The organism is Streptomyces sp. NPDC090798, from assembly GCF_044768965.1.
Lineage (GTDB): Bacteria > Actinomycetota > Actinomycetes > Streptomycetales > Streptomycetaceae > Streptomyces.
This window is the reverse complement of the sequence record NZ_JBIVXA010000032.1, coordinates 95095-108765: the sequence shown is the minus strand read 5'-3', so window position 1 is coordinate 108765 and position 13671 is coordinate 95095. Positions and strand designations below refer to the sequence as shown.

General features: G+C 69.1%; 5 protein-coding genes, 1 tRNA gene and 1 rRNA gene. 6 read left to right on the top strand and 1 reads right to left on the bottom strand.

Annotated elements, in window-relative coordinates:
* The 3 genes from rrf to ACIQTP_RS42775 all read left to right on the top strand — a co-directional run.
* A 5S ribosomal RNA gene (gene rrf / locus ACIQTP_RS42785) occupies positions 1 to 94 on the top strand; the annotation flags it as partial.
* A 114-nt stretch (positions 95 to 208) separates the two neighbouring features.
* Positions 209 to 871 (top strand): DegT/DnrJ/EryC1/StrS family aminotransferase, encoded by a 663-nt coding sequence (locus ACIQTP_RS42780; RefSeq protein WP_403410552.1) that lies wholly within the window; start codon positions 209 to 211, stop codon positions 869 to 871.
* Positions 872 to 955: 84 nt separating this feature from the next.
* A tRNA-Thr gene (locus tag ACIQTP_RS42775) sits at positions 956 to 1031 on the top strand.
* Between the two features lie 89 nt (positions 1032 to 1120).
* On the opposite strand, the gene ACIQTP_RS42770 is transcribed toward ACIQTP_RS42775, so the two are convergent.
* Positions 1121 to 3868: a SpoIIE family protein phosphatase gene (locus ACIQTP_RS42770; protein ID WP_403410532.1), complete on the bottom strand. Its 2748-nt coding sequence runs from the start codon at positions 3866 to 3868 to the stop codon at positions 1121 to 1123.
* A gap of 422 nt (positions 3869 to 4290) precedes the next feature.
* On the opposite strand from ACIQTP_RS42770, the gene ACIQTP_RS42765 reads away from it, so the two are divergent.
* The 3 genes from ACIQTP_RS42765 (at position 4291) to ACIQTP_RS42755 (ending at position 13634) form a co-directional block, all read left to right on the top strand.
* Positions 4291 to 9786 carry a HAMP domain-containing protein gene (locus tag ACIQTP_RS42765; protein WP_403410529.1) on the top strand — a complete coding sequence of 1832 codons (5496 nt, stop codon included), beginning with the start codon at positions 4291 to 4293 and terminating at the stop codon, positions 9784 to 9786.
* 301 nt (positions 9787 to 10087) lie between these two features.
* On the top strand, positions 10088 to 10771 hold the full coding sequence (locus tag ACIQTP_RS42760) for a two-component system response regulator (RefSeq protein ID WP_402038782.1): 684 nt from the start codon (positions 10088 to 10090) through the stop codon (positions 10769 to 10771).
* Positions 10772 to 10895: 124 nt separating this feature from the next.
* Positions 10896 to 13634, top strand: a complete 2739-nt coding sequence (locus ACIQTP_RS42755; protein WP_403410526.1) for a DNA translocase FtsK — start codon at positions 10896 to 10898, stop codon at positions 13632 to 13634.
* Positions 13635 to 13671: the final 37 nt, after the last annotated feature.

The window sequence follows — 13671 nt, the reverse complement described above, 5'->3', positions numbered from 1 at the left end:
AACGCCCGGTTACATTCCGAACCCGGAAGCTAAGCCTCACAGCGCCGATGGTACTGCAGGGGGGACCCTGTGGGAGAGTAGGACGCCGCCGAACTCATATTAGAAGAGCTGGTCCCCGAACTTCGGTTCGGGGACCAGCTCTTTTTTGTTGTCCGACACTTTGCGTTCACTTTGCGCGACAAGCATCCGCGGCATGGGTACTGCTGCAATGCTCAGGGCCGCGGGCGTCGGAGTCGGCGACGAGGTCATCGTGCCGGCGTTCGGGAACGTCGAGGTCGCGGAGGCCGCGACCCAGGTCGGTGCGTCGGCCGTCTTCGCCGACATAGACCCGGTCACGTACTGCCTTGACGCAGGCGCTGTCGAGGCGGCCGTGACCCCGCGGTCGACCGCTGTCGTCGTCGTACACCGCTTCGGCCGCTCGGCCGACATGGCGCGGCTGCGGGACGTCGGTCAGCGACACGGGCTCCTCGTACTGGAACTGGGCGAGTCCGAGGCGCCGTACGACGAGATCGCGCAGCGCAGGGAGCGGGCCGCCTATCTCGACGGGCGGCTGAGCGGAGTGCGCACACCGGACGGCGGCGACGGACACACGTACCAGCAGTACGTCGTGCGCGTGCCCGGCAATGGCCGGCCGGACCGGGACGCCTTCGCACGGGCCGTACGGGCCAAGGGGGTTGAGTGCCGGGTGCCGGTGAAGACGCCTGTGCACCGTCTGCCCGGGTTCCGTCGGGACGAGCACCTCCCGGAGACGGAGCGGGCCGCCGACGAGACCCTCGCGCTGCCCGTGGACGCGTCGTTGACGAAGCGGGAGATGCAGCGGATCGTCTCCGCGTGCAATGCGCTCGGGGGATTGCTGCAGCCGGCCTTCTGATCCGACGGGACTGGTTGGGAGCACGCCGCTGTTCGGGGTATGATCTATCTCGTTGCCGCGAGGGAAACCTCGAAAAGGCGACTGGCCCCCCTAGCTCAGTCGGCAGAGCGTCTCCATGGTAAGGAGAAGGTCAACGGTTCGATTCCGTTGGGGGGCTCCAGCAGAAAAGGCCTCCGCCCTTACGGGCGGGGGCCTTTCACATGTCCCGGAGGCGACTCCGGAGCCGCGTCCCCGGAGTCGAGCCCGACCTCAGTCCCGCTGAAGGCCCGGCACCCGCATCGCCAGGATCGCCATGTCGTCGGACGGGGCGTCGGAGGCGAAGCGCTCGACCGCGCGCATGACGCGGGCGGCCACCGCTCCCGCCGTGAGGCCCGTACACGTGGTGAGGACGTCCGTGAGACCGTCATCGCCCAACATGCGGGTGCCCTCGCGGCGTTCGGTGACGCCATCCGTCACACACAGCAGCACGTCGCCCGGGTCGAGGGTGACGGTCTGCTCGTACAACTCCAGGTCCTCCATGACGCCGAGGAGGGGCTGCGGTTCGGCGGCCGCCTCTACGGTGCCGTCCTGGCGCAGGCGGAGCGGGAGCGGGTGGCCCGCGCAGACCACCTTCAGCATGGCGCTGCCGTCCTCCTGGGGCCACAACTCGCCGTACAGCAGGGTCAGGAAGCGGCTGCGGGCGCCCTCGTCCAGGATCGCGGAGTTCAGGCGCTCCAGGACCGCAGGGCCGCCGAAGCCCTCGCGGGCCAGGAGGCGCAGGGCGTGCCGGGCGAGGCCCGTGACCGCCGCCGCCTCCGGGCCCGTACCGCAGACGTCGCCGATGGCGAACCCATAGACGCCGTCACGGATCGGGAAGAGGTCGTAGAAGTCGCCGCCGACCTCGTTGCCCTCGCCGGCCGCCCGGTAGATGACCTCGACCTCGACGCCATCGATGTGCGGGAGGTCCGGCGGCAGGAGGCTGCGCTGGAGGGACTGGCTGATGGCCGTGCGCTCCGAGTACAGGCGGGCGTTGTCGAGGGCCAGGGCGGCCCTGCGGGACAGGTCCTCGGCCAGTTCCAGGATTTCCTGGCGGAAGTGTTCGTCGGAGGGCTTGCCGAGCGTCAGCATGCCGATGACGCGGTTGCGGGCCACCAGGGGCAGGACGACGGTCTCGCCGCCGACCGCCGCGGCCGTCGCCAGGGTCGTACCGATGCCGGAGGTGACCGAGGCGGGCTCGCCGAGGCCCAGGCTGCGCATGGAGGTGCGCAGGGCGGCCTGGTGGGCGGCCTCGCCCGGGGCCGCCCAGACGCGGGCGCCGGGGGTGGGGACCGGGTCCGGTGGGGCGATCTTCGAGAGCAGGGCCTTGAGGCCGTCGATGCGTTCCTCGTCCTCGTGCAGGACGTACGAGAGGTACGGGTCCGAGGCCTGGTCGGCGATCGTGTAGACCGCGCACCAGGTGGCGAGGGTCGGGACCGTCATCTGGGCCATGAGCGCGAGGGTCTGGTCGCGGTCCAGAGTGCCGGCGAGGAGGTCGGAGGCCTCGACGAGGAAGCTCAGCGAGCCGCGGCGCAGGCGTTCCAGCTCGCCCAGGCGGGCCGATTCCACCGCGAGCGCGATGCGATCGGCGGCGAACTGGAGGCGCAGGGCCTCCTCGTTGGAGTAGCGGGCGGGTCCCTCGGCCGCGACACCGAGGGAGCCGGTGAGGCGGCCCTCGACCTTCAGCGGGACCGTGACGACCGAGCGCATGCCGGTCCCGGCCAGCAGTGGTACGGCGCCGGGGACGACCGTCAGGTCCTCGTGGACGGCGGGCATACGGGCCGAGCCGTAGCGGCCGGGGCCCGCCTCGACGGGGACGCGGGCGAAGCGCTGGCGGGCGGAGGGCAGGCCCGTCGAGGCTCGTACCTCCAACTCCGTCTCGTCGTCGGTCGCAAGGAGCAGGAAGGCGGAGTCGCCGTCGAGCATGTCGCGGGCGCGCTCCACCGTGCGCTGGAGGAGGCCGTCCAGGTCGTCCGGGGCGGGAGAGCCGATGAAGACCTCGAAGGGGTCCGTGGCCTGGCCCTCGGAGCTGGTCGTCGTGTCGGTGGCCGACACGCGCAACGGGGTCTGCAGGACGGCGCGTTCGTGGTCGCGTACGAGGAGGCAGACCGTGGAGGGTTCGCCGCCGGTGTCGCGGACGCGGAGGTGGGAGGCGTAGACGGGGGTCACGCGGCCGCTCGCGCCCCGGAGCCCGTAGCTGCCCTCCCAGCGCGAGAGTTGGAGGGCCTCGGCGATGCCGGTGCTGGTGCCCGGGGTGTGCGGCCAGGCCGCGAGGTCGGTGAGGGGCTTGCCGATGACCTGTTCGGCGGCGTACCCGAAGAGGTCCTCCGCGTCCTCGTTCCAGGCCGAGATGGCGCCGACGCGGTCGATCTGGATCACCGCGACGCGGACGCGGCCGTCGGCGAGCGGAAGAAGGTCGGCGGGGAGCGCGGGGCCCGCGGCGCGGGTGCCGACCGGGCGATCCGGGAGGTCGAGGTGGAACCAGACCTGCTTGTGCGTGGGGGAGTAGTCGACGCCCCAGCGGCCGGCCAGGGCGGCGCACAACTGGAGTCCGCGCCCGCCCTCGCGGTCGGGGCTGCCCATGTTCACAGCCGTCGCCTGGAGTGGAATCTCACGTTCCGGGTAGCGGTCAGCCACCTCGATGCGTACGCCTTCGTCGCTGCGCAGACACAGGACGTCCGCGGAGGTGCCCGCATGCACGACAGCGTTGGTGACGAGTTCGCTGGTCAGGACCACCGCGTCGTCGACGATGTCGGCGAAGCCCCAGCCCTGGAGGGTGTCGCGGACGAAGGATCTGGCGGTCGCGACCGATCGCCCGACGGGATCGAAACTGGCGGCCGCGCGCGCGGTGATCACAGCACTCCTTGTCCGGTTGTCGGCGTGCGGGGCTCCAGGGCCGACCCGCTCCTGCCGGGGCAGTGCCTGGTTCCCCGTCGACCGAGGATCCTGGGGCTGTCCCCCAGGATGCAGTCCGGTGGTCATGGTGCGGTGCCCCTCCGATGCCTGCCCGCTCGTTCTTCTGCCACCGCCCAGGCCGGACAAACCGGTTTGGCTGGACAGCCGCATGCAAGGTTACTTACCTTCGCCGTCCATGCGGATGCCGGTCACCAGTGTTTCCGTCGGGAGAGGGGCAGAGTTTCCGTTCGGACAGGTGCCTGTGTTTCCGTCCTGAGGAGGCTGTGGCCGCCTCCGGGCGGTGTGCGGACGATGTGCGAAGCTGCCGAACTGTTATGGCCTGGTTCAGCCGGGGTGAAACACTGGGCAAGCTCCGGTGAGAAGGTCGGGCGGGCCGAGTGCCTGCCGCTTCGCCGAGCAAGTAGTACCTGAGCACCAGCAGTAGTACCCGAGCAAGCAGTACCCGAGTACGCCGAGCAGTAATGGTCGACCCTTGCGGGAGGGACACAGTGGAGTCTGGCGCAGCGACGCGGGGCGGTAAGACGCGCGCAGAAGACGGACAGTCCCTGAACAACCGGCGCACACCACGCAACGGCACCACCGAGGTGGACACGGCTGCCCTGAACAGGCTGCTGACGGCCCTGGTGTCGATGCGGGACGGCAATTTCCGCAAGCGCCTCACGGTCTCCGGTGATGGCGTGATGTCGGAGATCGCGGCTGTCTTCAATGAGGTGGCGGACCGGAACCTGCATCTGACGGGTGAGCTGTCTCGGGTGCGGCGGGTGGTCGGGCGTGAGGGAAAACTCACGGAGCGGCTGGAGTCGGGCGCCTGCGAGGGTTCCTGGGGCGCCGCGATCGACGCGTCGAACGCGCTCGTCGACGACCTCGTACGACCGGTCTCCGAGGTCGGCCGGGTGCTGTCCGCGGTGGCGGAGGGTGATCTGTCGCCGCGGATGGAGCTGCGGGCGCAGGCGGCGGACGGCAATGGGCATCCGCTGCGCGGGGAGTTCCTGAAGGTCGGACGGACGGTCAACAACCTGGTCGACCAGCTGTCGACGTTCACCGACGAGGTCACGCGGGTGGCCAGTGAGGTGGGCACCGAGGGCAAGCTGGGCGGGCAGGCCCGGGTGCGCGGAATGTCCGGTTCGTGGAAGGACCTCACGGATTCGGTCAACACCATGGCGTACCGGCTGACGGCTCAGGTGCGTGACATCGCTCTCGTCACGACGGCGGTCGCGAAGGGCGACTTGTCCCGGAAGGTCACGGTTCATGTGGCCGGCGAGATGCTGGAGCTGAAGAACACCGTCAACACGATGGTGGATCAGTTGTCGTCGTTCTCCTCCGAGGTGACGCGTGTCGCCCGCGAGGTGGGCACCGAGGGCGAGCTCGGCGGTCAGGCGCAGGTGCCCGGTGTGGCCGGTGTGTGGAAGGACCTCACCGATTCGGTGAACCTGATGGCCGGCAACCTCACGGCCCAGGTGCGCGGGATCGCGCAGGTGACGACGGCGGTCGCGAGCGGTGACCTGTCGCAGAAGGTGACCGTTTCCGCGCGCGGCGAGGTCGCGCAGCTCGCCGAGACGATCAACCAGATGACCGAGACGCTGCGGACGTTCGCCGACGAGGTCACGCGTGTGGCCAACGAGGTCGGTGGAGAGGGGCGGCTCGGCGGTCAGGCGAACGTGCCGGGCGCGGCGGGGACGTGGAAGGACCTGACGGACTCCGTCAACACGGTGTTCCGCAACCTCACGACCCAGGTGCGGGACATCGCCGCGGTGACGACGGCGGTGGCCAACGGTGATCTGTCGCAGAAGGTCACCGTCGACGTGGCCGGCGAGATGCTGGAGCTGAAGAACACCGTCAACACGATGGTCGACCAGCTGTCGTCGTTCGGTGTCGAGGTCACGCGCGTGGCGCGCGAGGTCGGTGTCGAGGGTGAACTGGGCGGCCAGGCGCAGGTGCCGGGTGTGGCCGGTACGTGGAAGGACCTCACCGACTCCGTCAACACGGCGTTCCGGAACCTGACGGGTCAGGTCCGCAACATCGCGCAGGTGACGACGGCGGTCGCGAACGGTGACCTCTCTCAGAAGGTGACGGTCGACGTCTCCGGAGAGATGCTCCAGCTGAAGAACACCGTGAACACGATGGTGGACCAGCTGTCGTCCTTCGCCGACCAGGTGACGCGGATGGCCCGGGACGTGGGTACGGAGGGCCGCCTCGGCGGTCAGGCCCGCGTGGACGGCGTGTCCGGTACGTGGAAGGAACTGACCGACTCCGTCAACTTCATGGCGGGGAACCTGACCTCGCAGGTACGGCAGATCGCCCAGGTCACCACGGCGGTGGCGCGGGGTGACCTGTCGCAGAAGATCGACGTGGACGCGCGCGGCGAGATCCTGGAGCTGAAGAACACCATCAACACGATGGTCGACCAGCTCTCCGCCTTCGCGGACCAGGTGACGCGGGTGGCCCGTGAGGTGGGTACGGAGGGCCGTCTCGGCGGTCAGGCGCAGGTGCCCGGCGTCGCCGGTGTGTGGCGCGACCTGACGGACTCCGTGAACGGCATGGCGGGCAACCTCACCGCCCAGGTGCGCAACATCGCGCAGGTCGCGACCGCGGTGGCGCGGGGTGACCTGTCGCAGAAGATCGACGTGGACGCGCGCGGCGAGATCCTGGAGCTGAAGAACACCCTCAACACGATGGTGGACCAGCTCTCGAACTTCGCCGAGCAGGTGACGCGGGTGGCCCGTGAGGTGGGCACGGAGGGCATGCTCGGCGGTCAGGCCGAGGTGCAGGGTGTCTCCGGCACCTGGAAGGACCTCACGCAGTCCGTGAACTTCATGGCGAACAACCTGACCATCCAGGTCCGTAACATCGCCGAGGTCACGACGGCCGTCGCCATGGGCGACCTGTCGAAGAAGATCACCGTCGACGCCAAGGGCGAGATCCTCGAACTCGTCACCACCGTGAACACGATGGTGGACCAGCTGTCGTCCTTCGCCGAGCAGGTGACCCGGGTGGCCCGCGAGGTGGGCACCGAGGGCATCCTCGGCGGGCAGGCCCATGTGCCCGGTGTCACGGGCATCTGGAAGGACCTCAGCAACAACGTGAACCTGATGGCCAACAACCTGACCATGCAGGTGCGCAACATCTCCCAGGTCGCCGCGGCCGTCGCCAACGGCGATCTGACCCGTACGGTGACGATCGAGGCGCGCGGCGAGGTCGCGCAGCTCGCCGACACCTTCAACACCATGGTGAAGACGCTGAGTTCGTTCGCCGACCAGGTCACCAAGGTGGCCCGCGAGGTGGGCACGGACGGCATCCTCGGCGGCCAGGCACACGTCCCGGGTGTGGCAGGTACGTGGAAGGACCTCACCGAGTCCGTGAACGGGATGGCGTCCAACCTGACCGGTCAGGTTCGCAACATCGCGATGGTCACCACGGCCATCGCCAAGGGCGACCTCACCAAGAAGATCGACATCGACGCGCGCGGCGAGATCCTCGAGCTGAAGACCACCATCAACACGATGGTCGATCAGCTGTCGTCCTTCGCCGAGGAGGTCACCCGAGTCGCCCGCGAGGTGGGTACCGAGGGGCAACTGGGCGGCCAGGCACGCGTGCGGGACGTCGACGGCACCTGGCGCGACCTCACCGAGTCGGTGAACGAGATGGCCGGGAACCTCACCCGGCAGGTGCGTGCCATCGCGCGCGTGGCGACCGCGGTGACCCGCGGCGACCTGAACCTGAAGATCGACGTGGACGCCTCGGGCGAGATCCAGGAACTTCAGGACTACATCAACAAGATGATCGCCAACCTGCGCGACACCACCATCGCCAACAAGGAGCAGGACTGGCTCAAGGGCAACCTCGCCCGTATCTCCGCGCTGATGCAGGGGCGCCGCGACCTCGACGACGTGGCCTCGCTGATCATGAGTGAGCTGACGCCGGTGGTCTCCGCCCAGCACGGCGCGTTCTTCCTCTCCATGCCGCTGGTCGACGGCAAGGAGGCGGGCAACGACGAGGACGCGTACGAGCTGCGCATGCTCGGCTCGTACGGCTACTCGATGGGCTCCATGCCGACGTCGTTCCGGCCCGGTGAGGCGCTGATCGGGACGGCCGCGCAGGAGAAGCGCACGATCCTGGTGGAGAACGCGCCGAGCGGCTACCTGAAGATCTCGTCCGGGCTCGGCGAGGCGCCCCCGGCGCAGGTGATCGTGCTTCCGGTGCTCTTCGAGGGGACCGTGCTGGGTGTGATCGAGCTGGCGTCCTTCACGCCGTTCACGCAGATCCAGAAGGACTTCCTGAACCAGATCGCCGAGATGATCGCGACGAGCGTCAACACCATCTCCGTCAACACCAAGACGGAGGTGCTGCTCAAGCAGTCGCAGGAGCTCACCGAGCAGCTGCGGGAGCGCTCGGCGGAGTTGGAGAACCGGCAGAAGGCCCTCCAGGACTCCAACGCCGAACTGGAGGACAAGGCCGAGCTGCTGGCCCAGCAGAACCGCGACATCGAGGTCAAGAACACCGAGATCGAGGAGGCGCGGCAGGTTCTGGAGGAGCGTGCCGAGCAGCTCGCGGTCTCCATGCGCTACAAGAGCGAGTTCCTGGCGAACATGTCGCACGAGCTGCGGACGCCGCTCAACTCCCTGCTGATCCTCGCGAAGTTGCTCGCCGACAACGCCGAGTCGAACCTGACTCCGAAGCAGGTCGAGTTCGCGGAAACGATCCACGGAGCGGGTTCCGACCTGCTCCAGCTGATCAACGACATCCTCGATCTGTCGAAGGTCGAGGCGGGCAAGATGGACGTGTCGCCGACCCGCATCGCGCTGGTCCAACTCGTCGACTACGTAGAGGCCACTTTCCGTCCGCTGACCGCGGAGAAGGGCCTCGACTTCTCCGTCCGGGTGTCGCCTGAGCTGCCCGCCACGCTGCACACCGACGAGCAGCGCCTCCTTCAGGTGCTGCGCAACCTGCTCTCCAACGCGGTGAAGTTCACCGACTCCGGAGCGGTCGAATTGGTGATCCGGCCCGCCGGCGCGGATGTCCCGGTGGCGATCCGGGAGCAGCTCCTGGAGACGGGTTCGCTGCGGGACGCGGACGCCGGTTTGATCGCGTTCTCGGTGACCGACACCGGGATCGGGATCGCCGCCAGCAAGATGCGGGTGATTTTCGAGGCCTTCAAGCAGGCGGACGGCACGACGAGCAGGAAGTACGGCGGTACGGGTCTGGGGCTGTCGATCTCGCGGGAGATCGCGCGTCTGCTGGGCGGTGAGATCCACGCCCAGAGTGAGCCGGGACGCGGTTCGACGTTCACGTTGTATTTGCCGCTGCACCCGAGCGAACTGCCCCCGCAGGGCTACGGGCAGCTCGCACCCGCCCTGGAGGCCGGGGAGCTGCTCGCCTCGGAGGCGGAGCTGTCCGGGGTCGGCATCGAGACGCCGGCCGAGGTGAAGTCGTACCAGGAGACGCAGAACGGGCCCGCCGCGCTCTTCAGGCGGCGCCGCAGGGCGCTGCCCGCGACCGAGCAGCGCCCGGGGCTGCCGGGGTCGAACGGGGCCGCGGGTGCCTCTCAGGAGCAGTGGGCGGCCGGGGGCCAGCAGGAGGCGGCGGCGCAGCCGCGCCGAGGCATCCGGTTCGAGGGCGAGAAGGTGCTGATCGTCGACGACGACATCCGCAACGTGTTCGCGCTCACCAGCGTCCTGGAGCAGCACGGCCTGTCGGTGCTGTACGCCGAGAACGGCCGTGAGGGCATCGAGGTGCTGGAGCAGCACGACGACGTGACGGTCGTCCTGATGGACATCATGATGCCCGAGATGGACGGCTACGCCACGACGACGGCGATTCGCCGGATGCCGCAGTTCGCCGGGCTGCCGATCATCGCGCTCACGGCGAAGGCGATGAAGGGCGACCGGGAGAAGGCCATCGAGTCCGGCGCGTCCGACTACGTCACCAAGCCGGTCGATCCCGACCATCTGCTCTCCGTGATGGAGCAGTGGATGCGCGAGGAGTGAGCGGGATGGGTGTCGCCGGGTGGTGTCGGCGAGCGGGAAGCCCGGCCGTGCGCGCCGAGTCGGCGGCGCGGGGCGCCCGACGTCGTATAACTGACGGTGGCCGAAGCCGTGTAGAAGTGCGGGATTCGGGGAACCTTCTGGTCTCCCGCTACGTTTCTGCTACGTGCACAGTGACATCGCGGTGACAGGGTGTGGCGACAGGCGGGGTGCGGCTACCATGACCGGCACAAGGACGGGCGACGCAAGGGAGTCGTCCCCTGGGGCGGCGCCCGGTGCACTGCCGGGGCGAGGAGGGCGGGCCATGGTGCAGAAGGCCAAGATCCTTCTGGTCGATGACCGGCCGGAGAATCTGCTGGCGCTGGAGGCGATCCTCTCCGCGCTCGATCAGACACTGGTACGGGCATCGTCCGGGGAGGAAGCGCTCAAAGCGCTACTGACCGACGACTTCGCGGTCATTCTGCTGGACGTCCAGATGCCTGGAATGGACGGTTTCGAAACCGCGGCGCACATCAAGCGGCGAGAGCGGACTCGGGACATCCCGATCATCTTTCTCACGGCGATCAACCACGGCCCGCACCACACCTTCCGGGGGTACGCGGCGGGTGCGGTGGACTACATCTCGAAGCCGTTCGACCCATGGGTGCTGCGCGCGAAGGTCTCGGTCTTCGTCGAGCTCTACATGAAGAACTGCCAACTGCGCGAGCAGGCAGCGCTGCTGCGGCTCCAGCTGGAGGGCGGCGGCAAGACGGCGCTCGGCTCGGCCAAGGAGCCGGCCGGTCTCCTCGCCGAACTCTCCGCGCGTCTCGCGGCCGTTGAGGAGCAGGCCGAGGCGTTGTCCAAACAGCTCGACGACGACTCGGCGGACGCGGCGGCGGTGGCGACGGCGGCCCATCTCGAACGCAAACTCACGGGACTGCGCCGGGCGCTGGACGCGTTGGAGCCGGGTACGGGAAGCGGCGCACCGCCGGTGGCGTCGCAGAACTGACCCCCGAGGAGTCCGTCGTTCGCGGTGAGCGCGCGTCAGTTCTCTTCCCTGGGACGGGCGACACGAACGGGTGAAGCAGTAGGCACACGTGTCCGCTGTCGTCTCCACCGGTAACCTCACACTCATGGCCTCACGTCAGTCCGCAGCCAAGAAGCCGCCCGCGAAGAAGGCGGCTGCTCCGACGAAGGCTCCGGCGAAGAAGGCCCCCGCGAAAAAGGCAGCCGCCAAGAAGGCGCCCGCCAAGAAGGTCGCGGTGAAGAAGGCCCCACCCGCGCCGGCGCCCAACCCCACCGCGAGCGTGTACAAACTGGTACGCGCCGTGTGGCTGGGCCTCGCGCACGCCGTCGGCGCGATGTTCCGCGGCATAGGACGGGGCGCGAAGGGGCTCGACCCGGCGCACCGCAAGGACGGGCTCGCGCTGTTGCTGATCGGGATCGCGCTGATCGTCGCGGCGGGCACGTGGTCCAACCTGCACGGGCCCGTCGGCGACCTCGTCGAGATGCTGGTGACGGGTGCCTTCGGCCGCCTCGACCTGCTGGTGCCGATACTGCTCGCGGTCATCGCCGCCCGCTTCATCCTGCATCCCGAGAAGCCGGAGGCCAACGGGCGCATCGTGATCGGCCTGTCCGCGCTCGTCATCGGCGTGCTCGGCCAGGTCCACATCGCCTGCGGGGCGCCCGCGCGCAGCGACGGCATGCAGGCGATAAGGGACGCCGGCGGGCTCATCGGCTGGGGGGCGTCGACGCCGCTGACGTACATGATGGGCGACGTCCTCGCGGTGCCGCTGCTCGTGCTGCTCACGATCTTCGGCCTGCTGGTCGTCACGGCGACCCCCGTCAACGCGATCCCGCAGCGGCTGCGGCTGCTGGGGCAGAGGCTGGGTGTCGTCCAGGCCGACCTCGACGAGGACGCCTTCGGCGAGGACGACGAGCGCTACGACGAGCGGTGGCGTGAGGCGCTTCCCGCCCGCTCCCGGCGGCGTTCACGCGCCTCTGAGGGGTACGACGCGGAGAGCGCCGAGGAGGAGGCGCTCACCAAGCGCCGGGGCCGTCCTCGGCGGCCCGGTGTGCAGCAGCCCGACATGAACCGGCCCATGGACGCGGTGGACGTCGCCGCGGCTGCCGCCGCCGCGCTCGACGGCGCCGTGCTGCACGGGATGCCGCCCTCCCCGCTGGTCGCTGATCTGACGCAGGGCGTCACGGCGGAGCGCGACGGCTACGAGGAGACGACCCCGGTGCCGGCCGCGCGCGCCAAGGTCGTTCCGGGCGCCAAGCGGCCCAAGCAGGAGGCCCTGGCCGTCGAGTCCGTCGTGCCCGACCTCACCAAGTCCGCGCCCGACGCGCCCCGCGACCTGCCCCCGCGCGCCGAGCAGCTCCAGCTGTCCGGCGACATCACCTACTCCCTGCCGTCGCTCGACCTCCTGGAGCGCGGGGGGCCCGGCAAGACGCGCAGCGCCGCCAATGACGCCGTGGTCGCCTCGCTCCAGAACGTCTTCATGGAGTTCAAGGTCGACGCCGCCGTCACCGGCTTCACGCGTGGTCCGACGGTCACGCGCTACGAGGTCGAGCTCGGCCCCGCGGTGAAGGTCGAGCGGATCACGGCGCTCACCAAGAACATCGCGTACGCCGTCGCCAGCCCCGACGTGCGGATCATCAGTCCGATCCCCGGCAAGTCGGCGGTCGGCATCGAGATCCCCAACACCGACCGCGAGATGGTCAACCTCGGTGACGTGCTGCGCCTCGCGGACGCGGCCGAGGACGACCACCCGATGCTGGTCGCGCTCGGCAAGGACGTCGAGGGCGGCTATGTGATGGCCAACCTGGCGAAGATGCCGCACGTGCTCGTCGCCGGAGCCACCGGTTCCGGTAAATCCTCGTGCATTAACTGCCTGATTACGTCCGTCATGGTCCGGGCGACGCCGGAGGACGTCCGGATGGTCCTCGTCGACCCCAAGCGGGTCGAGCTGACCGCGTACGAGGGCATCCCGCACCTGATCACGCCGATCATCACCAACCCGAAGCGGGCCGCCGAGGCGCTGCAGTGGGTCGTACGGGAGATGGATCTGCGCTACGACGACCTCGCGGCGTTCGGCTACCGGCACATCGACGACTTCAACGAGGCCATCAGGAACGGCAAGGTGAAGCTGCCCGAGGGCAGTGAGCGCGAGCTGACGCCGTATCCGTATCTGCTGGTGATCGTCGACGAGCTGGCCGACCTGATGATGGTCGCCCCGCGCGATGTCGAGGACGCGATCGTGCGCATCACGCAGCTCGCGCGTGCGGCGGGCATCCACCTGGTGCTCGCCACCCAGCGGCCGTCCGTGGACGTCGTCACCGGTCTGATCAAGGCGAACGTGCCGTCCCGGCTCGCCTTCGCCACGTCGTCGCTGGCGGACTCGCGCGTCATCCTCGACCAGCCGGGTGCCGAGAAGCTGATCGGCAAGGGTGACGGGCTCTTCCTGCCGATGGGGGCCAACAAGCCCACCCGTATGCAGGGCGCCTTCGTCACCGAGGACGAGGTCGCGGCCATCGTGCAGCACTGCAAGGACCAGATGGCGCCGGTCTTCCGGGACGACGTCACCGTGGGCACCAAGCAGAAGAAGGAGATCGACGAGGACATCGGCGACGACCTCGACCTGCTGTGCGCCGCCGCCGAACTGGTCGTCACCTCGCAGTTCGGGTCCACCTCGATGCTCCAGCGCAAGCTGCGGGTCGGCTTCGCCAAGGCCGGGCGGCTGATGGACCTCATGGAGTCCCGCGGCATCGTCGGGCCGAGCGAGGGTTCCAAGGCGCGTGACGTTCTTGTGAAGGCCGACGAGTTGGATGGAGTGCTCGCCGTGATTCGTGGGGAAGCTGAAGCGTAGAGCTTTTGGCGGAGGAAAACGGGACAGGTCGGTCACC

What these genes read in the sequence shown, in the direction of transcription:
- ACIQTP_RS42755 (WP_403410526.1), top strand. Translation starts at nt 10,896, where the DNA reads ATGGCCTCACGTCAGTCCGCAGCCAAGAAGCCGCCCGCGAAGAAGGCG.
- ACIQTP_RS42780 (WP_403410552.1), top strand. Translation starts at nt 209, where the DNA reads ATGCTCAGGGCCGCGGGCGTCGGAGTCGGCGACGAGGTCATCGTGCCG.
- ACIQTP_RS42770 (WP_403410532.1), bottom strand. Translation starts at nt 3,868, where the DNA reads ATGACCACCGGACTGCATCCTGGGGGACAGCCCCAGGATCCTCGGTCG.
- ACIQTP_RS42760 (WP_402038782.1), top strand. Translation starts at nt 10,088, where the DNA reads ATGGTGCAGAAGGCCAAGATCCTTCTGGTCGATGACCGGCCGGAGAAT.